The sequence below is a fragment of the Mesorhizobium sp. P2_D1 genome (assembly GCF_056404455.1).
Genome location: NZ_JBFUDZ010000008.1, coordinates 125,116 through 145,781 on the forward strand (window position 1 = coordinate 125,116; position 20,666 = coordinate 145,781).

12 protein-coding genes are annotated in these 20,666 nt (G+C 58.6%); 6 read left to right on the top strand and 6 right to left on the bottom strand.

Annotated features, from left to right (window positions below; translation table 11 throughout):
- The first annotated feature begins 4 nt into the window (after positions 1-4).
- Together AC1D0I_RS09375 and AC1D0I_RS09380 are read left to right on the top strand one after the other, a co-directional pair.
- The gene (locus AC1D0I_RS09375; protein ID WP_477394591.1) at positions 5-6,460 is read left to right on the top strand and encodes an RHS repeat-associated core domain-containing protein; all 6,456 of its coding nucleotides are present in this window, start codon (positions 5-7) and stop codon (positions 6,458-6,460) included.
- Between the two features lie 36 nt (positions 6,461-6,496).
- Complete coding sequence (locus tag AC1D0I_RS09380; protein ID WP_477394593.1) at positions 6,497-7,147, top strand: hypothetical protein; 651 nt, start codon at positions 6,497-6,499, stop codon at positions 7,145-7,147.
- Positions 7,148-7,374: 227 nt separating this feature from the next.
- Here the strand turns inward: AC1D0I_RS09380 and AC1D0I_RS09385 are convergent, their stop codons facing one another.
- The 3 genes from AC1D0I_RS09385 to AC1D0I_RS09395 form a co-directional block, all read right to left on the bottom strand.
- A complete protein-coding gene (locus AC1D0I_RS09385; protein WP_477394595.1) occupies positions 7,375-7,929 on the bottom strand; it encodes an Lcl domain-containing protein in 555 nt (184 codons plus the stop codon).
- A gap of 325 nt (positions 7,930-8,254) precedes the next feature.
- The gene (locus AC1D0I_RS09390) at positions 8,255-9,415 is read right to left on the bottom strand and encodes an acyltransferase family protein (RefSeq protein ID WP_477394597.1); all 1,161 of its coding nucleotides are present in this window, start codon (positions 9,413-9,415) and stop codon (positions 8,255-8,257) included.
- Positions 9,416-9,426: 11 nt separating this feature from the next.
- Entirely contained in the window at positions 9,427-10,221 is a 795-nt protein-coding gene (locus AC1D0I_RS09395; protein ID WP_477394598.1) for a class I SAM-dependent methyltransferase, read from the bottom strand.
- 364 nt (positions 10,222-10,585) lie between these two features.
- Between AC1D0I_RS09395 and AC1D0I_RS09400 the strand changes: the two genes are divergently transcribed.
- Genes AC1D0I_RS09400 through AC1D0I_RS09410 form a run of 3 tightly spaced genes read left to right on the top strand, consistent with a single transcriptional unit; the run spans position 10,586 to position 15,890 of the window.
- Entirely contained in the window at positions 10,586-11,599 is a 1,014-nt protein-coding gene (locus tag AC1D0I_RS09400; RefSeq protein WP_477394600.1) for an NAD-dependent epimerase/dehydratase family protein, read from the top strand.
- A gap of 20 nt (positions 11,600-11,619) precedes the next feature.
- On the top strand, positions 11,620-13,086 hold the full coding sequence (locus tag AC1D0I_RS09405; RefSeq protein ID WP_477394602.1) for a class I SAM-dependent methyltransferase: 1,467 nt from the start codon (positions 11,620-11,622) through the stop codon (positions 13,084-13,086).
- Positions 13,087-13,103: 17 nt separating this feature from the next.
- Positions 13,104-15,890 (top strand): rhamnan synthesis F family protein, encoded by a 2,787-nt coding sequence (locus tag AC1D0I_RS09410; RefSeq protein WP_477394604.1) that lies wholly within the window; start codon positions 13,104-13,106, stop codon positions 15,888-15,890.
- A 14-nt stretch (positions 15,891-15,904) separates the two neighbouring features.
- Here AC1D0I_RS09410 and AC1D0I_RS09415 read toward each other — a convergent pair whose 3' ends face one another.
- Positions 15,905-17,395 (bottom strand): alginate O-acetyltransferase AlgX-related protein, encoded by a 1,491-nt coding sequence (locus tag AC1D0I_RS09415; protein ID WP_477394606.1) that lies wholly within the window; start codon positions 17,393-17,395, stop codon positions 15,905-15,907.
- A 2-nt stretch (positions 17,396-17,397) separates the two neighbouring features.
- Positions 17,398-18,834, bottom strand: coding sequence for an MBOAT family O-acyltransferase (locus AC1D0I_RS09420; RefSeq protein ID WP_477394608.1), 1,437 nt, complete (start codon positions 18,832-18,834; stop codon positions 17,398-17,400).
- Positions 18,835-19,289: 455 nt separating this feature from the next.
- Here AC1D0I_RS09420 and AC1D0I_RS09425 point away from each other — a divergent pair, with 455 nt between their 5' ends.
- Positions 19,290-20,000, top strand: coding sequence for a class I SAM-dependent methyltransferase (locus tag AC1D0I_RS09425; protein WP_477394612.1), 711 nt, complete (start codon positions 19,290-19,292; stop codon positions 19,998-20,000).
- 38 nt (positions 20,001-20,038) lie between these two features.
- On the opposite strand, the gene AC1D0I_RS09430 is transcribed toward AC1D0I_RS09425, so the two are convergent.
- Positions 20,039-20,666 (bottom strand): class I SAM-dependent methyltransferase (locus AC1D0I_RS09430; protein WP_477394610.1); only part of this gene is annotated, 628 nt, incomplete at its 5' end.

The following is a 20,666-nucleotide window of genomic DNA, read 5'->3' on the forward strand; positions in this document are numbered from 1 at the left end:
TCCCATGTTCGCCAAGACCCTTACCGCCCTCGCAGCCCTGACCGCTGGCGCCGCAGTACTCGGCTCCCCGGCTCGCGCCGAAGACAAATCAGCGACCTCGATCGTGCAGTTGCCCGCCGCGGGCGGCACCGTCACGCAGGAGGAAGGCAACTTCTCGCTGAACAACAATACAGGATCGGCGAACTTCACCCTGCCACTGCCGACCCTGCCGACGCGTGGCCAGTTCGGGCCGCAGATGAGCCTCACCTACAGCCAGTTCGCGGGCGATACCGGCAACGGGCTCGGCATCGGCTGGCGGTTCAATACCCAGGAGATCGCCGTCAACGACGATCTCGGCACGGCCGTGCCCGGCACCAAGCCGGGCGGCGATTTCTTCTCCCGCCTGTCCTACATGGGCACGCGGCTCGTGTTTCTCGGAAACCAGAACGGCGTCTGGGAATACAAGCCCGAATACGCCGAGGATTTCGTCAAGATTCTCTATCACACCGGGGCGTTCGACGTCGTTTCGCTCGACCTGTCAGGCGGCCTGCACACCGACACCATCCCCTCCGGCTTCGAGGTGACCAACGCCGACGGAACGCGGCTGATCTTCAGCGGCGACCCCTCCGTGGCGGAGGGCAATTTCGACATAGCCAAGCCCTACGTGACGAAATGGCCGCTGGTGCTGCAGCTCAGCGCCAACCGCGAAGCCGTCCGCTACGACTACCAGCGTTTCGGTGGACGCAGCTATCTGACAAAGGCCAGCTTCGCCGGCGGTCAGAGCAGCTATCAGTTCGACCTGATCGAGACGCAATCGACCCTCGTCAGCCACACCAATGGCAGCAAACAGGAGAACGCCCGGCTTTACGGCAAGGTGACGGCGAAATTCAAGGACACCGTCTACGCCCAATGGTGCATGGGATATGTCGGCCGTGACACCAATGACACCTCGAAGTTCGTCGTCAGGGCGCATCCGGACTGCCTGGCGAAGGCTCAGGCCGACCTGACGCCGCTCATCGACACGCAGTCAGTCAATGTGCTCGACCAGTTGCGGGTGCTCTACCGGTATGGCGACACCGGCGGCGGGGCGCTGGCGCAATCGACGCTGAAGTTCCCGGACATCAATTTCGGCTATTCGTCGTGGACAAGCGCCGAACTGGCGTCGCGCCCGGTCGTGTTCGAAGCGCCGAAGATGGCGTTCGCCGGCGACATCCCCCCTCAGAATTTCGAATTGGCCGACCTCAATATGGATGCACTGGTCGACATCGTGCAGACCAAGGATGACGGCGCGACCGTGCATCTCGGCAGCGGCGACCTGAACAGCGCCTTCGGCGACACCACCCAACTCGTGCTGTCGCGTCCGACCGAGGCTGGACTGATGCGCCAGATCGCGCCCCGGCTCACCGACAATCGCTTCGCTTTTGCCGACATCCTTGGCGACAGCTTCGTCGATATCGTCGAAATCGAAGACGGGCTGATGCACGTCTATGACGGCAAGGCCGATGGGACCTTCCCTTATCTCGGCCGCTCGATCCCGCTGCCCGGCGTCTCGCCGACGACATTCGCGGGCGGCAACGGCCGCTTCGCCGACGTCAATATGGACAGCATGTCCGACATCGTCACGACGCGCCTCAACGCTGATGGCCGCACCGAATGGCGGATATTTCTCAATCTCACCCGGCGCCAGGCCGATGGCGGTTACAGCGTCAATTTCGGCGCGCTGACCAAGGCGTTCCCATTCAACAGTCAGGACGGCCAGATACTCGGCCGCAACAATGTGCGGATGGTCGACATCAATGGCGACCGGCTGCCCGATCTCGTCGTCATCCGTCCAGCCGACCAGGGCTTCTGCCTCTACGAGAACCAGGGCAACATCTTCTCGACGGACCCGAATGCGCTCCTGTTTGGCGACGCCGCGATCAACGATCCGGTCTGCGGTCACGGCACCTTCTCGAAGATTGGCGGCATGCAGCCCGGCGAGAACCTCGCAACGATGTGGTACATCGACGCCAATGGCGACGGCATCATCGATTTCGCGTCGATGGGCGAGCGCACCGACCAGATGCGCATCTGGCTCGGCTTCGGCGACGGGACCTACCTGAAGGATCCGCTCAGCATCGCGCTCAATCTGCGGGTTCAACTTGGCACGTCGACACAGACCTTCGCCTCGCGCGTCGCCGACATCGACGGCGACGGCCAGACCGAAATCATCGTGTTCCAGAAACCGTCCGGTGACGAGGTGAAGCCCGTCGTCATCATCGACTTCAACCGAACCGCGACCATGCAACTCGTCAAGGCGAACCTGTTGACGGTCGTCGACTTCGATTCCGGACGCCGCCACGACATTCGCTATGCGACCTCGATCGACGAGATGCTGCGCGACCGCGCCAACGGCCAGCCGACGCGCAACCTGCATTTCCCCGTTGTCGTCGCCAAGCAGCTCGTCACGTCGCAGGGCATACCCGGCCAGGTTCGCGCCCAAGTGCAGACGGACGAATATTTCTACCACAATCCCTTCTATGACGTGATCAATCGCCGCTTCATCGGCTTCTCGGAGGTCGAGAAGGTCGCTTACGGCGATGAGAACGCGGCCGGCCAGCGCGTCACGCAGCGTTCCCGCCTCGATCGCGAACAGTATTACACCTTCGCGGAGAGGGCGGCCGACCTGAACCTTGCCGGCAAGCTGAAGATCCGCAAGACATACGAAGTAAAGCCCGAGGCGACGCTCGTCGCGAGCGCTGAGACAACCGAGACGCTCGATCCGTCAGCGGCGGCGCTGCACTCGCTGTCGACCGCTACGCGCAGCCAGAAGCTGCCGACGACCGGCATGATGCTGAAATGCGAATCGTCGGTATGGGAGGCATTTTCGCGTGGCGACGGTTCGTCCTATCTGAGGAAGGTCAAGGACACGCTGACCGAATCCGCAGGTCAGGCCGAGCAGCAGGATCCGGCCGATCCCGAATGCAAGGATCCGGTCAAGACCCAGTCCTATGCCGACTTCGACGCGTTCAACATGGCAGCTTCGGAGACGGTCCGGGTGCGAGACGTCCCTGGCCCGGAGAACCTTATAGTTCCCGGTTTCAGCCGCACGACCCAGACAGACTACGCTCAGTCGCGCACCGATCTCGCGGCGCTCGGCATCGTCAATGCCGCGTCCGAGCGGCGTATCCTCGCCGGGACGCGGCTGCTCAGCCGCGAGAGCTTCACCTATCTGCCGAATTCCGGCGGCAGGATGGGATCGCGCTCGCTTGAGGTCCTTTCAGGCCTGGGCGCGCTGCCGCCCGCACTGGAGCAGTTCCGCAGCGCCAGCCGCAAGCTGGCGAAGACGATGGGCTATGATGTTTTCGGCAACAGTATTTCGGTTGCCGACGAACTCGGAACGACCGAGCTTGCGGTCTACGACGCCACCGGCACGCTGCTGCTTAGCCACACCAAGCCGTCCGGTGTTGCTGCAGAACTCGACCAGACGACGAAGATGACCTACGACGGCCCGCGGCAGGGTGCGGTCGCGACAACTACCAGCCCGCTGGGAATGGTCGTCACGACCAGTTACGACGCGCTCGGACGCAAGACCCGGGAAGCGGCCGCAGACGGCGCCGAGAAGTTCTATACCTACAAGATCGGCGAGAATGGACGACCGTCGCTGATCCTGACTGCCCGCCGGCGCTACGCGAGTGCTGCCGAGACACCGGAGGGCGAGAGCGAGTTCATAGCCGATCTCGCCGCCTATGATGCGCGCAGCCAGAAGATCGCCGACCTCGAGAACGTCGCGGAAGGCGGCGTGCGGGTGTTCCATTTCTCACTCTACAACCGCAACGCGAAGCAGGTCTTCCGCTGGACGCCCTTCGTGGTGAAGAGCTTCGGCGGGGTCGACGACTTGAACCTGCAGAAAGTTTTCGATCTTGGCGAAATTCCGCGCCCGGATCACGAAGTCGGCAACGCATACACCTATGACGCAGCCGATCGGATGGTCCGTGAAACCCACCCTTCGGGAAAGATATCCGACATGGATTTCGGTCCGTGGGGCACGCACACCGTCACAACCTACAATGATCAGTTCGACGGCACCGTTCACAGCGGTGAGTACTCCTTGCGCAACGAGAATGGTGTGACTGCCTTCGTCGCCACCGACGGCAATGGCACGACACATATCTCCCGTTTTGTGCGCGATACATTTGGCTATTTGAGCGAGATCTGGCTACCAGGCGAAGCAACGCCTCGGAAGCTTATCTACAACTCGGTCGGCGATATCGAATTCCAGGCGATCCCCGGGATGGGCGACCGATACGCCTTCTATGACGGGCGCGGCAGGCAGTCGGTGATCGCTCGCGTGGGAACCAATGGCGAAAGCTCGATCCAGACTTACACCTACGACTTCCTCAACCGAAAACTCACCGAAGTGAACGACGGCGTTCTTCACCTCGAATATCAGTACGACAGAGGTGTCCAGGTCGCATCCGCGGCCGGTTTCGACACGCCGATCGATCTTCCGCTCGGAGACACGACGCAGATTACCATTCACGATCCCAACGGCGCGTTCGATGCGATCCAGCGTTACGCGTATGACCGGAACGGCCGGATGGTGACGCACGAAGTGGAGATTAACGGCGCGAAATACGCCGACCATTTCCACCATACGCTCGACGGACGCATCGATTCGTCCGAAGGTCCGCGCGGCCTGGCGTCGAAATTCGCGCTGGGGCCGGACAAGAACCTGCGGTCGGTGACGGTCACGCATCCCGATTTTTCGGAGTCCCAAAAAATCATCGAGAATATCACCTACAATGCCGAGTCGCGCATCGAGCGGGTCGATTACCGCCTCGGCGCATTCACGCAGATGTCGTACGATCCGGCGACCCTGTTCCTCACCCACATCGTAACGCAGGCCGGAGACAAGCCGTTGCAGGATCTGACCATGACCTTCAACGGCAATGGATCGATCACCCAGATCGTCGATGGACTGCCGCAAGGCGCGGGCGATCAGGGGCATGTCGACCGGTCTGGAACGTTCCACTACAATTTCAAGAACGAGCTCGTCCGCATCGATCGCTACGGCCAGCCGGCCGAATTCGCCTATTCACCCGCCGGAACGTTCGCGCGCAATGACGAGTTGGAACCTGGCGCGCCAATCGCGCCAGCGACCGGTTCGGCAACAGGGCTCATACCGACTGGAACCGCGGCAAAGCCCTATGCTTTCGACGGTTTCGCGCAGTTGGCAAAATCGCCGACATTGACCGGGACGGTGTTCGACATCAACGGACGGCTGATCCGCGCGCAGACGGCAACGAACGAAGTGCTCTACGGCTACGACCAGACCGGTCGTCGCCTCTACAAGAAGGTGACGCCGACGAATGGGCCGGAACAGCTCTATCTCTACCCGGTCGAGACGTTCGAAATCGGCCCCAAAGGCGAGGAGAGCTACGTCAACATCGCCGACTCCAAGCTTGTGCGGCTGGAACATGGCACAGGCAAGTGGTTCTACTACCTGAAGGATCACATTGAGAGCAGCGACTACGTCATTGCTTCAGACGGCGTCCCGGTCGAGCAGATGCTCTACAAAGCCTACGGCACGGAACATAAGCCCGAGATGCTGTCTCCCGCCTGGGGGACGCATCTGACGGATGTCGCGGCCGACCTGCCGCGTGAAAAGACCCATCATCGTTTCACCGGCAAGTATCTCGATGACGACACAGGCCTCTACTACTATGGTGCCCGATACTACGATCCGGCGCTCGGACGCTTCATCTCGCCCGATCCGCTGTATGTCGGTGATCCAGAGCGATGCACGAGCAACCCAACGTCGTGCAATCTATTCGCCTACGCCAACAACAACCCGATGGCCTTCGTCGACCCAACAGGTCTCAAGGAGATCGTGGCCGACGATGCCGCCTACAAACGCCAGGTGGAGCAAGATCTACAGCGAACCGACCCAACTGCTCGTGTCGACAGCAAGACCGGCGAAGTGTCGCAAAGCTTCCTGCATGGCGTTTGGCTGGACGTGAAGGGCTTCGTTACCGGGTCGAATTCGTTCGACGCGGGCCGCGAGCTCACGCGCCGGGTGATCGACGACCCGCAGACGACCACGATTACGAATGTCGCTGGCCACACTGAAGCCGACGTGAAGGATCCGAAAACCAACCCGGAGACGACCGCCGGGGACGTCGTCATCAGGTATGACCCGGCGACAGCGAGAACTCGAACCTCGGATGAATTCGACAAGTCGACGGGCAAAGTTGTGCTCGATGCGCCGGCAGATCCGGGTATCGTGCTGGCGCACGAACAGATTCACGCCACGCACATGATGGCCGGTAAGGACACCGGCATGGCAGAAGTCCGCTATACCGGTGTCGACGGCAAGCCATACAAAGCCCCTGACGCCGAAGCTCGCACCGTCGGAGTCGGCGGTACGATGCGGACGGACGACATAACAGAGAACCAGTTGCGGGACATGCTCGGTATCAGGCCGCGCAACAACTACTAGTGGTGGCTGGTCGCCATAGAGGAATGGAGGCATGACATGCTCAAGAACCGATGGCTTCCGGCCATTCTCGCCGGGGTCACACTCATGACCGCAGCGACATTTTCGACGCAATCCATGGGCGAGGAAGTTCGACCGCCGGCTGCTGTGCCATTGGACTTCCTGGCCTGGATCGATCGCGATCGGGCCTGGCTGGAGCAGCAGATTCTCGCGATCAGCGGCTCCAGCAGTATCAAGATCGGCGCTACCGCGCTTGAGACCACGGACCTTGACGCGCTGAAGGCGGCCAACCGCATACGGACCTTCGCCTACCTCGCGGCCAAGGGGCTGCGGCCCCCCTATTTCGATCTGCCGGTGGCGGCCGCGGATAGAACGGTCCGGTGCATTACAAAGTATCCGGCTAGCATTGCCCCCGACATCGGGCCGATGGACTTCGCGAGGGCGTCGTTTCCGGCGGCGGCCGCCGACCAAACCGAACTGAAATCCTGCACGGTCGCAGGCAAGGGCGGAGACTATGCCGACCTAAACCGGACGGCCTTTCGCGATCGCTACTTCAACGCGTCAGGCACATTGAAGCCGGAATTCCGGGACCTGCGCGACGATTCTGCTTTCAAGGCCAAGGCGATCGACGAGGGCTTCTTCCTGACCGCGGAGGACTATAGCGGCCTGCTGCAGCTGGATCTGCGGTAGGCGGCTAGGACGTAGCAGGCACAATGGCCGCGCCGGTGAAGGCAAGCCGGACGGCCGCTCTGTCCCGCGGCCTGGCTGTTGAGCAGCCAGGCATCATATCGCGAAAGCTGGGGCTCCGTCATGATTTGGGTGTCGAGCGCCAGCCGCCCGTTGCGTGCGCCGCCGCGGCGATTGTCTGATGCCTGAAGGAGACTTGGTTGCCCAAGGGAGACTTGGCGTAAGAGCGTCTACTCCACGCCTGTGGCCGGCACCCCGAAGACGCACCATACCCCGGCCTTCTGGGTCGCTTCAAGCGGATGCACCACAGTCGTGCGTGCGCTGAACGTGACGACCGCGAAGGAGCCTGCCGCCCCCGGCCATTCAGTGCGGGTCCAATAATCGGTTTCGCTGCGCGCGAGTGGCGGCAGCTTGTATTCCGCGAACGCGTCGTGCTGCCTAGGCCAGTCCGCCGAATCGAGGCTCGTCAGCTCCGCCATCGTCGGAAGCTGCCAACCCATGTCGCCGTTCGGACCGCCTTGTCCGAGGGTAGCACAGTGCCCCATCGCATCGCTCAGCGTGAGCGGCTGATCAACCCTGTCCAGCCTGGCGACAAGGCATGTGCGCTGGTCGACGAAGGCCTTGCCCTCATGCTCAGCGAGCAGCCAGAAAGTCTGGTCACTCAGCGGCTGGCGGGTCAGTTTGTGGACGGTGCCACATGGTTCGGCCTGCGATGGCGGCACTGACACCATGGCGAAAAGGGCAAGCGCAGCGTTGAAAGTCGCAAGAGACGCGATCCGAAACATGCCTTCCTCCTCGCTGGTTTGGCATCATGACGGGCGTTCGATATGGCAACCGGATAAGTATACTTGAAGCGGCGAACAATGGAAAGTCCTATCACCTCCCAATGCGCCAACTTTTCAGGTAGATTTCCGCCCACGGGCTACTAATTTAAATTAAATCACAACGAACAACGGCGCAGCCACTACCCCAAACCAATTACGAAAAATCAAGAATCTGATCGGCTCGACTTCTCTGCCGATAAATCCATCCGCCCTTCAACGTGAAGCGCCAGGCAGAGTGACGAAGATCTCGTCGGCGTCATGGTCACGATGACAAGACAAACTTACTCTAAGTTTGGCTCTGGTTGATCAAAGAATGGTCGTCGACGGTCACGGCGTTCGTCCTTAGGGTGCGACCGAACAATCCCACAATCATCCTTCTGGCTGGAACCTCGGCCAGATGCAGTGCGGTTGATGCGGCGAGAACCGTAATCAGAAAGACCCCAATCGCCGTCCGCTGCGACACCCCTTCCAAGATCTGTGGGTGCATGACAAAAAATCTGATGACGAGTTGGTGTGTCAGGTAAATGGCGAACGAAATCTCGCCAAGGAACCTCACGGGGCGGCAGGCGAGCACCTTCGCCAACGGCCCGGTGCTCGATGCGAGAATAATGAGCAGCAGGGCCGCCGGAACGACAGGGGAAAGTGTCTGGGCCGTCCAATACTGCATAGCACCAGAGCGCATGACGGGCTGCAGGATCGCGTTGATCCAGCCAGATCCCCAAATCAGCAGCAGGACGCCGATCAACTCGATCGCCGCCCATGTGCCAAAGCGAAGATGGGCAAGACGGTCGCGGAAGCGCGTCCACAGCAACGCCGCCGTCATGCCGAGGCAGAATTCGAAGACCCTTGCGACCGGGTTGACCATCACGATGCCCTGGATGACAGCATCTTTTCCGCCACTGTAAAAAGGCAGCCCGAGTTGCCAGGCAAGGAGACCCATCGCCGAAGAGGCGACAAAGCATGCGGCGAGTTTCCAAGGCCATGTCGATTCGAAATTGCGGATCAGAAACGGGAAGGCGAGATAAAAAGACATCTCGGTAGAGATGCTCCAGCTGACCGCATTGTAGCTGAAAAAATAGTCGCCGGTTGGAAACCAGCTTTGCAGCAACAAGGCATTTGCGAGGAAATACGGAGCCGCAAATGGCACGCCCAACGCGACTGCCGCCAGCAACGTCACCAGATGAGCCGGAAAAATCCTGGCAATTCTGCCGATATAGAACTGACGTGTTTCGCCCGGCTTATTGAGAGCAGGATAGGAATAGGTCAGTACGAACCCTGATAAGACAAAGAAAACGGTGACGCCATTGGCGAGGTTCCAGCCTTGAAACACAGTGGGCGATACACCGAAACTCCCCTGGATGTGGTGGAGTACAATGGCAAAGGCGGCGAAGAACCGCAGTCCAGTGAGCGGAAAGATCAACGCCTTCGGATGTATTTGTCCGCCCATACTCGCTCGCATCAACTTGCCTGGCTGGTTCGAACGGACAGCGGCGCGGTCACCGGTCGATTTTGCAGCGCAAGAATATCATGATGATTATCCCACGCTCGTTCACTCATCAGGACCAGGCGAGTGCCCTCTAGCCGTTCCGCCAGCGAACTGGCCCAACTTGGCTTCGAGAGCGAGATTCCATATCTGTCCTGACCAGGATAGTCGGCGTAGCCATAGCCTTCTGCAAGATACTGCCTCTCGATTTCCTCCCACCCAGAGGCGACGCCATAGTAGTTGAACTGGGGGCCTCGGAAATGGACAAAACGCCCATGCAGGCTGACGATAAGGACGCCGTCTGATCGCAGCCATGAAAGCAGCTTCCTGACCAGACGCTCGGATATGTTGGCGGACAGGTGCGTCAAAACCGAACCGACCCAGATCAGGTCGTACTGCGAGGGAGCGTCGAGGCCGTCCACATCGGTGCCAGACAGCCACGTCCGAGCACCAAACTCGCGTGCACAGAATTCGAGATCCTCAACGCGCGTGTCTGTCGCCGAAATCTCGGCGCTCGCGTAAGCAGCCCGCAGCCAACGGGTGACGCGTCCGGCGCCAGCCCCGAAATCGAGGATTTCTTTTGGCTCTATTCCAGCCAGGCCGACCGCCGCGGCGATAACGTTCAGCGCTGATCCCCCGCAGGTTAGGTAGTGCCGGCCGTTCCCTTGAAACATCCCGTCGTTCTCATGGAGGTTCAGCGACACCATTTCATGCAGTGTCGCAGCGAAGCCGCTGAAAGCAGCACGGTCCTGTCGGTCCAGGTTTTTCATTTTTGCGCGAAATCGCCRCTCTCCATAACCGCTGACGGCATAGCACGCGAAGCACCTAGCATCTACATTACTAAATTATGAACAAGTAAACCATGAACAACTTGCGCGCGAGGACGGTGCAGGCGATGCACTTAATCCGGCGTTTCCGCCCCGGCGCATGCTCTGGCTGGTAGCCGGCAAAAGTTGTCATCTACGACCCAGCCGAACAAGTGCTGAGCGCAATAGCAACACATCCTTCCGTCAACCCGATAAGCTTTGACGCACTCGCGAAGTCAGAGTACGGACCTACTTGGGAATTGCGGTTCGCTATTCTGATTCCCACAACCGCAGTTAACCATATTCGGGAGCGGCCGAGCATATCCGGATGTCATCCAAAACAGAAAAATCGGACATCGTCGAACGACATCTGATTCTCGGTGGAAGCGGCTTCATTGGCCGACATGTTGCTGCAATCCTGGTGCAAAGCGGGTGTGAGGTCGTTTTGGCCGGGCGCTCGCTTTCGAAGCCGACATTTACTCCTGCACTTGACGAGCGAGTCGCATGGCGCAGTTTCGATCTTGCCAACGCGCAATGGGATAGCTTGATCGACGGGTTCACCGTCATTCACCATTATGCATGGTCATCCGTCCCTGCCAGCGCCAACAACGATCCCACCCTTGATCTGTCGACCAATGTCGCGCCGACGCTGGGTTTGCTGGATGCGCTTCGGAAAAAAGGGGCGCAGGCGCCAAGGCTGATCTTCGCTTCGTCCGGCGGTACGGTTTATGGCAAACTGCTGCGCGTTCCGGTGCATGAAGATCACCGTCTAAACCCGATTACCGCCTACGGTGCTGGCAAAGCCGCTGTTGAACTGTATCTGGGCACCTATCGAGCTCTCTACGGGCTCGATTGTCGTGTGGCGCGTCTGGCCAATCCTTTTGGAGCAGGGCAGAATTTGGCTAAAGGCCAAGGCGTGGTAACGACGTTCCTGCACCGCGCGTTGTCGCAACGGCCAATAATCGTCTGGGGCGATGGCGAAGTCGTGCGTGATTTCATTCACATCTCCGATGCCGCAGCAGGCCTGGTTACACTGGCACGCGCAGCACCGCTCGACGGCCATCAGGTTTTCAATATCGGCAGCGGCGAGGGARTCAGCCTTAACGGTGTCATTGCCGAACTTGAATCAAAACTCTCCCAAAGACTGGACGTTCGCTATGAGCGCGGTCGGAAATTCGATGTTCCAGTGAGCGTGCTCGATATTTCGCTCATTCGGGAGGCGCTGGGATGGCGACCTACTCTCTCTTTTTCTGAAGGCTTGAGCCAAACACTCGCTGATCTAGGTGGTAGCGTAATCCATCGTGACAGGTCAGCGGTAGGGCGCGGCAGATTGGACCAGTGAGAGGAATTGGCGACAATCAAATGGGAGAAATATTCGAACGGGTCCTGCCGCGGCAAGCACTTGAGTGGACCGGCGAACGGCTGACAACCGCTACGGCGGGTCAGGTGGAGATCGAGCATCTTCATCGCTATTTTCTTGCCCGGGCTCTTTGCCGCGACCTTGATGTTGTCGATGTCGCCTCAGGCGAGGGCTACGGCTCCGCTCTCCTGGCCCAGGTCGCGCGATCGGTTGTTGGCATCGAGTTGTCCGAGGAGGCGGTAGCGCACGCCCAGGGCAGCTATGTCGCTCCCAACCTTCGCTATCAGCAAGGAGACGCTCGCAAGTTGCCTTTGGGAGATGCGAGTGTCGACGTGGTCGTATCGTTCGAAACGCTTGAACATTTTTTTGAACATGATCTGTTTGTCGCAGAGGTTCAGCGCGTTTTGCGGCCAACCGGTTTTCTCGTCCTTTCGTCTCCTGAACGAGACGTCTATTCCCCACTCGGAAGCCCTGCCAATCCCTATCATGTGCACGAGCTGTCGCGTGTGGAGTTCGAGGCCCTTCTGAAGGGGGCATTCCGCAATGTCTTGATACTCCTTCAAAGACCGCTGCTCGGATCAACGCTTATCGCAGACGACGAGGCTGGAATATCGAGAACGCTAACGTTCGAGCGACGAGGAGAGACGCATTACGAGGTCAGTCATGGCTTGCCTCGACCGCCTTACAATATTGCGATTGCGTCCCAATCAGGACTTCCAACTATTCCCAATTCGTTGTTCATCGAAACAAGCGAGATCGGTGAAATCCTGGCGCGAGCAGCGAGTGCCGCTGCCGCTCACGGGGAGCTTCGCAATTACGTGGAGCAGACGGAATTGCTGGCTTCTGGTCTCCGCCGCGAAATTGAAACCGCTGGTGAAACCATCAAAGCTCAAGTCGAACGGGCCGAAAAAGCGGAAGCCGCTTTGGCATTGGCCCAGTCTGGAAGCCATGCCGCTCAGGCTGAGCTTCGCAGTCACATGGAGCAGACGGAGTTACTGGCTTCCGGTTTCCGCCGCGAAATAGAAACGGCTAGTGAAACCATCAAAGCTCAAGTCGAACGGGCCCAGAATGCGGAAGCCGCTTTGGCTTTGGTTCAGTCGGGAAACCGTAGTGTCATTGACGAACTGCGATCCGAGTTGACGCAAGTAAGCTCCGAACTTGCCGTTGCAGGCGTGCAGCGGGACATGTTGAGAACGTCGTTCCGGGGCCACGCAAACCTCCTCACTGAATCGCGTCTCAGACAAGATTTCGAGGCCAAGGAACTGCGACAGCGAAATGCTGAATGCGAAGGCCGGATTGCGGAGTTGGAGCGCAAGGCTGCCGAATGGGAGCAACGCTACTTGGGCCTGCGCCACCGCCTCGAGGCCATTCTAAGACGCTTTGGGATCCTTGGCGCGTCGCGGCTCTTTCCTCGCCCCCTCCGCACCTTTGTCCGTAATCGTGTCCTTGGACCGGGACGCACACAATGAATAGTCGCGAGAGCGTAATGGCTGATGAAATTCGCCGTGAATTCGTCGCTTTGCTGGAAATGACGGGGTTCGTAGATGCCGACTATTATCGCTCCTCCCTTGGCCGGCCGGAACTGCGGGATCCAGTGGGGCACTATGCCGAAATCGGCTGGCGGATTGGATTGGAGCCAAATGCGCGATTCGACGGCGATTTCTTGCGTCCCTTCTACGAGACGGCAGGGATGTTCAAGCCGCCTGCTTATGTCTGGCTGGAACTTTCGGCTCTAGGGGAACCGCTGCCCGCGAACAAACATGAAGCCGAAGAACTTGCTGCAGCCTTCCGACGGTCGCCGTGCTTCGATGCTGAATTCTACGCTGACCGTTTGCCGGCCGGTATGGACCCAGCGTTGCACTATGCAGTGGTCGGTGAGCCGATGGGCTGGCGCGCATCGCCTCTTTTTGATTCGGCTTATTATCGGGAACGTTATCCGGACGTCACGAGCGTCGGGGTTTCGCCTTTACTGCATTACCAGCACGATGGCAGGCGCGAAGGTCGGCGAGGAGTTTCCGTCGTCGATAGGCTAGAGTTTTCGCCCTTGCCGCAGTCCGAAAAGCCGGTTGTGCTTCTGATTTCGCATGAGGTTTCGAGGACCGGCGCGCCGATGCTGGGCTGGAACCTTGCCCGGGAACTCGCGAAAGGGGCAACGCTGGTTTCCCTGATGATGCGCGGTGGAGAACTGGAAAGCGACTTCATCGCCATTGCCGCCTCGTCCGTCGGTCCGTTGACATGGGAGGACTGGAACCCTGTGGATGCGGCCCGGCTGGCCAAGCGGATCACAGAGGAATTCAGGCCACTTTATGCCATCGCCAACAGCATAGAGACGCAGATCATGGTGCCTGCCTTGGCGTCTTGTGGAGTGCCGAGCGTCGCTTTGGTGCATGAGTTTGCCGCCTATACGCGCCCCGTAGCCAAGATGCGTAATGTTTATGACTGGGCGCAGCATGTCGTATTTCCAGCCGAGATCGTCGCGCAGTCTTCGTACGATGCCTTTCCTGGCCTCGAAAGGCGCCCCGGAATTCATATCATGGCTCAGGGGCGCAGCGATCCGCCGCCAGCGTCCTCAACCGATGAGCCGGCTGACAAAAAACGCAACGAGTTCCTCCTTCGTTTGCGGCCCGAAGGTGAGGAAGCTTCCTTTCTCGTGCTTGGCGCCGGCATGGTGCACATTCGTAAAGGCGTTGATCTTTTCATAAGCGCTGCCGCCACGGCGAAACGACTGCGACCGGATGTTCGCTTTCGATTTGTCTGGATCGGTGATGGGTACGATCCGGAGAATGATAGTGGCTACTCCGCGTATCTCGCCTACCAGATAGCCCAGTCGGATCTGGGAGATAGCTTGGTGATGCTTGATCCGGTATYGGATTTGGAGCCCGCATATGCCGTTGCAGACGCCTTCTTTCTCAGTTCCCGCCTTGATCCCCAGCCAAACGTAGCCATCGATACGGTTGTGCGTGGGRTACCGACCGTGTGCTTCCAGGGAGCCTGTGGAACGGCGGAAATCTTAGGGGCCGACGCTGCAACACGTCCTCTCATTGCACCTCACCTCGATACCCATGCCGCAGCCGCCATCTTGTGCGGGCTGGCGGACGACCGCGACAAGGCAAAGGCCTTGGGGGCGGAAGTGGCGCGAGTAGGACGTGCGGCCTACAACATGAGTGCCTATGTTCAACAAATCGATGAGTGGGGCAAAACATCTGCGGCAGCACTTCATGACGGGGACCTTGCCACCCTGATGGCGGCCGCTGCTGTCGATCTCGAAATGGTTCTTCCTCCAGGTACCGCGCCAATTGCCGAGTTGGAAGCCGGGCGGCGCATACTCCAGCAATGGAGCATCATGGGCCTTTCGGCCGGTTCGACAGCCAACCCACAGTTCCGTCGTCCTTGTGCAGGCTTCAATCCGCAAAGCTATGCACAAGCCAATCCAGATGAGTGCGGACCGGGGAAAGCCCATCCCGTAGCCCACTGGCTCCGCGCCGGGCGCCCCCCCGGCCCCTGGTCCCGGGACGTTTTCAATCCCGTCAACGGCACTGACCGGCCGTCGGAGCAGCGTGTGGCCCTTCATGCCCATTTTTACTATGAAGATCTGGCTGATGATCTGGCCTTCCGGCTCAAGTGTAACCGCACGCGCTGCGATCTGTTCCTGTCCACGGACACCGAAGCCAAAGCCAGACATCTTCGAGCGGTGTTTGACGACCACCACGGTTCCGTTGAAATGGCAATCGTTCCCAACAGGGGGCGCGATGTCGGACCGCTTCTTACTGAATTCCTGCCACGGCTGCTTGATGGCCGCTACGACCTGATCGGCCATGTACACGCCAAGAGGAGCGTGGGCACGGACGCGGCTATGGGCGACGCATGGCGCCACTTCCTTTGGGAGAACCTGGTTGGTGGCGAACACGCGATGCTCGATCTGGCTGCCGAAGTCTTCGCATCGAAACCGGCGATAGGTCTTTTGATGGCGGAGGATCCACACCTCGTCGGCTGGAACGACAACAGGGAGATCGCTGAAGATTTGGCGAGACGGATAGGCATCGCCATGCCGCTGGCGGACTTTTTCGATTTCCCGCTGGGAACCATGTTCTGGTGCCGACCAAAGGTATTGCTTCCGCTGCGCGAACTGGGTCTCGATTGGAATGATTACCCATCGGAGCCCGTTCCTTACGACGGCACCGTCCTCCATGCGGTCGAGCGCTTGATGCCGTTTGTTGCGCGCAAGGCCGGATTCGATACCGCTGGTTTGCGCGCGCCCGGCACGAGTTGGTAACAGGCGAGGCGTGCTCACATGTTCGATGCAGGCGAGAATGAGGGGAGTGCCCCGGTTTGTATTCTAAGGTGAGATAGCGTTCCGGTGGAGTAGATCGGATCAACCCTCAGCGTCATGCCGGCAAAATCCTCCGGCAATACAAGCCAGAAGTCGCGCGCCCCCGGCGCGTCCGTGAGCATCAACGAGAACCCTTCGAAGTATGGCCCGTTCTGATTGACCTGGTCTTTGATCGGTAAATAGACATAGGTGTTCTGTCTTACAGCAGTTTCGAACGAGATCCGCACGCAAGGCCTGCCATGCTCAGCCAATCGCACGAGGATCTGGGGATCGACTCCCGCGGTGAAATCGCCCGACGGCTGTTTGCCAAGGTTCTCGAATTTCAGCCCATCTGTGGCAGCGTCCGACATTTTGCAGCCGCCAGCGGCCTTTGCGTTGGCGTCCAGGAACGCCTTGCCGAGCACCCCTGTCCAGGACATCTCACCGTGGAGAATTTTGGACAGCATGTTCCGCTCGACAGTGTTCACCAGGACATGCTTCGGGAATTTCGCCAATGCATTGCGAACTTCCAGTTCGATATTCTCGTTCCCGTAGGATAGAAAAAGGGGATTCAGGAAGACATGCTTTAACAAATCATAGCTTACGCCATAAAATGAGTCGTGAAGTATAAACGTATCTGCGATCCTTTGATTGCTATCATCAGGAAATGTTCGAGATACGTAGTCGTCATAAGTTTCTTCGGCTTCCTCGTGGTCGATTCTCAGCAGCCTGTTTGGCATGTCGGTGGCGTGCATGACTTGACCGCTTGCGAGGATCGGGCCGTCCACTTTTCTGCCGGTCAACTCGAAGACGAGTTGCCTGACGGCTTTGAGTTTCCCAAGCTCGTTCCAGTGAGTATCCGTTCTGAAGTAGAGCAGGTCATCGGTTACGTCGTGACCCATCACATCGAAATGGTCTATTATGCTCGATTTGCTGGTCTTTGCGATGCGGCGCCACAAACGCGATGACTGGATCTTGCAGCCGGCAGCGGCTGCAGCGGCAGGCCCAAGTTTCTCGGGATACACAACCTCCTTGTCGGGCGAGACCGACATACGAAAGTCTATGCCGATCCCCTTCGCTATCATTCGCAACGCTTCAACATGCCCCAGCATGACGCCAATATCGTGCTCTGACATACATGCGCCGTTCTGGAACCCAGGCTTGTAAAACAGCCATCCATCCGCGCCGGAGATGACTTGGGATGTATTGACGAAGCCGAACACCTTGACGTCCAGGGCATTCTTCGCGCGGATGGCGTCCATTCCGACTGGAGAATTGCTAACAAGCCTTCTGGCTACGTCGTTCCGGTACTTCTCGTCATTTGGCGTCAGCAGTTTTGCCGACTTGAGTTCGGTCAAGGTGATCGCTCTTTCGGCGGCCGGGTCGAGTCCCATCGTTACGAGGCTGCCGACGGGCGCTGCGAGAAAGACTGCGAAGGCTCCGATGGTTGCGAGATTCGCCAATTTCATACTCAGAACCTGAAATAGAGGAACGGTGAGAAGGCCTGAGGTACGATGTATATCGCGCAGATGACTGCTGCGACGCTGACGAAGACAAGCCGGGCGAAGCACGCGGCACTGCCCGYYGCTCCGGCTACGACCACACCCAAGGGCCTTACCTGCCCCTGGATGACCATGAGGAGGCAGGCCAACAGCATAGCAACTTTGCCCTGGGGCGAAAGCGCGAGGTCCATCGACCCGGGCAACGCGAACGCCCCGTCTGCCAGCGGCAACAGCATGGCGCGTGCATGGTTGGCGAAGACCGACAGGTCGTTTGCGCGGAACAGGACCCATCCGAAAATCACGACGGGAAAGAAATAGATCATCCGAACGACCTGTGATGAAAACGCCCTTCCTCCAAGGATCAGGCGTTCCGCAATAAGAAAAATTCCGTGGTATGCGCCCCACAGGACGAACGTCCATGCCGCCCCATGCCATATCCCGGTCGCAAGGAACACGATCATCAGGTTTGCGTAAGTTCGCACCGGGCCCGCCCTGTTTCCGCCCAGAGGGATATAGAGGTAGTCGCGGAACCAGCTCGACAGCGAGATGTGCCAGCGACGCCAAAACTCGGTGATCGTAGACGCGGCGTAGGGGTGGTTGAAGTTCTCCTTGAACCGGATTCCGAACATCATGGCGAGGCCGATCGCCATGTCCGAATAGCCCGAAAAGTCGAAATAGATCTGGATCGAATAGGCGATTGCCCCGAGCCAGGCAGAGGCAAAGGTTTGCTCCGCGCCGGCAAGGGCAAAGGACGCGTCCGCGACGCCCGCGACGCTGTCCGCGATAAGGACCTTTTTGCAAAGGCCGACCATGAACCGACCGGCCCCTGCCGCAAAGATATCCTCATTGAGATCAGGATGGTGGAAGTCCTTCTCGACGTCCCGATACCGTACGATCGGGCCGGCAATCAGCTGCGGGAAGAAGGCCTTGTAGGCGCCAAACAACACCACGTTGCGCTCAGCCTTTACCTCGCCACGCCACACGTCGATCACATAGGAGATGCCCTGGAACGTGAAAAACGAGATCCCTATCGGGAGAATGATGGTTTGCGCGAAGTGTTGCAGACTCTCGGACCCGAAAAATCCGACGGAACCAAGAAGGAAGGCCGTATACTTGTAATAACAGAGGACCAACACGTTCAGTGTGACGACGGCGGTGACCACTAGTTTGTGATGCCAGCGCTCCACCGCGATCGCGCCCGCGAAATTCAGCACAATGCTGAAGAGCAACAGCAGAACGTAAAGGCCAGAAGACCAGTAGAAGAAGATTAGGCTTGATAGAAAGATAAACGGCGGGAACAATCTCGTTCGATTAAGGATCGAACCTAGCAGGAGCGTGATCGGCAGGTAAAGGAAGAGAAATGCCTGGTCGGAAAATACCATTGCGCGCCGATCGGTTTCGCCCATTTGTCCTTCCGGATCGCAAATGGATGGATTGAAGTCAATACGCAGGACTTGGCCTGAATTCCTTCCCGAACCAGCGCCGCGCTCCCCTGTGACGACGGGCTATCTGCGAATTGAGTTCGGCAACTTGGCCGGCGCCGCTTGGGAGTTGCCTCGCGATAACCCGAGCTGGGCGGAATCAGGTCCACCGCAGCAAGAAAATAATTGATTTGCTGGCGCAGTGCATGGCGATTTCGTACCGAAGCACCATTGGATTCGACAGATCGGATGCCGCGCGGGCACGGTCACCACCTACACCTATCCCGGGGCATGAACCACACCCAGACAATTGGAGAGTTTCGAAACCAGGCTGTGCATGATGGCGATAGGCTGGTCCAGCGGCGAACTGCTACTATTATTCCTCTCGCCCTCTGTGCGAATTGCCCTGAGTCCGTGCCTTATGGAGGATCCCTTTGTTGGTGTGCACAGTTTGCGGGAATGATGAGTTTCGGGACAGCAAAGTTCTTTGGCCTCGGCTGATCGCTGAGTGGAATTTATCGTCCGCCGAGGTTGCCTATATCGACCGGCAGCAAGGCACGCAATGCACGCATTGCGGCTCGAATCTAAGGGGGATTGCTTTAGCCAATGCAATTCGCGAAGCCGTATCCACCCCCAACACTTTGGTCGAGTTTGTCAATACAAGTGAAGCGCGCCGTCTCCGCATTCTCGATATCAACGGCTCGTCATTGTCTGAGACACTTTCGGTTCTCCCACTGTATATCCGTGCCGACTACCCCTCGGTAGATATGCAGTCCATGCCCTATGAGGACGATCGGTTTGATCTCGTCGTTCATTCCGATACGCTGGAACACGTGCCATTTCCGATTGAAGCTCTGAGGGAATGCGGGCGCGTTCTCTCAGATGATGGATGCCTATGTTATACTGTCCCAACGATTGTCGGTCGTTTGACGCGCGACAGAGAAGGGCTTCCGCCAAGTTACCATGGGGATTCGAACCAAGGCGGGTATGACTTCATTGTGCACACCGAGTTTGGGGCCGACGCTTGGACATTTCCAATTCGAGCCGGCTTCGCGTCGGTCAACATAAATACGGTTTCATACCCAGACGCCACAGCAATAACTGCTCGCAAAAAATATTTACTACATAGTATTACTTCTAATTTCGCATAGTCGCTTTCCTCATGCGACATATCGTTCGTACAGCAAGCTTATTGATCGAGCTTGCGGACGACATAAAGGTCTTGGTGCCCCCACCAAAACGCCTGCTGGAAGCGGATCAACTCGACCCCTTCGACGTCGGACACTGCTTTTTGAACATAACCAAGGGAAACGGCGCTTGTTCCATAGTCGCGAGCGTCCAGATCGCGCTGATCGCTTTTCGAGTTCCAATAGAATCCGGTGCCATCAAATTGCGCAGGCAAACCCCCGGCTCTCATGTTTCGGAGAGTGACGGCTCCGTGCGTTGTGAAAATCAAGATACCCCCCGGCTTCACCGYCGTGAAAACGCGAGAAAGCCACGGCGCGAAGGTGGCGTCTGGCATGTGCGAAAAAAACGATAGGGCGAAGACAACATCAAACTCGTCGTCGATGCTCCAGTCCTCCGGTTTTGTCGACGAGAGGTGTGCCCTGACGCCGATCTTGTTTGATAGGAATTCGACGGCATTTGGGTGAACGTCGCTGGAAACCCATGCTGCGTCCGGCAGAACGTGCATCGCATAACGCGCGACGCGGCCATAACCCGACGCGAACTCAAGGACGCTCGCTGGGCCAGATGAAAGGTGCTCGCGGCAAAGGTTGGCGAGGCGTTTGGCGCAATCTTCTCCCCCTGTGAAATAG

What these genes read in the sequence shown, in the direction of transcription:
- AC1D0I_RS09390 (WP_477394597.1), bottom strand. Translation starts at nt 9,415, where the DNA reads ATGGGCGGACAAATACATCCGAAGGCGTTGATCTTTCCGCTCACTGGA.
- AC1D0I_RS09405 (WP_477394602.1), top strand. Translation starts at nt 11,620, where the DNA reads ATGGGAGAAATATTCGAACGGGTCCTGCCGCGGCAAGCACTTGAGTGG.
- AC1D0I_RS09385 (WP_477394595.1), bottom strand. Translation starts at nt 7,929, where the DNA reads ATGTTTCGGATCGCGTCTCTTGCGACTTTCAACGCTGCGCTTGCCCTT.
- AC1D0I_RS09380 (WP_477394593.1), top strand. Translation starts at nt 6,497, where the DNA reads ATGCTCAAGAACCGATGGCTTCCGGCCATTCTCGCCGGGGTCACACTC.
- AC1D0I_RS09375 (WP_477394591.1), top strand. Translation starts at nt 5, where the DNA reads ATGTTCGCCAAGACCCTTACCGCCCTCGCAGCCCTGACCGCTGGCGCC.
- AC1D0I_RS09395 (WP_477394598.1), bottom strand. Translation starts at nt 10,221, where the DNA reads ATGAAAAACCTGGACCGACAGGACCGTGCTGCTTTCAGCGGCTTCGCT.
- AC1D0I_RS09415 (WP_477394606.1), bottom strand. Translation starts at nt 17,395, where the DNA reads ATGAAATTGGCGAATCTCGCAACCATCGGAGCCTTCGCAGTCTTTCTC.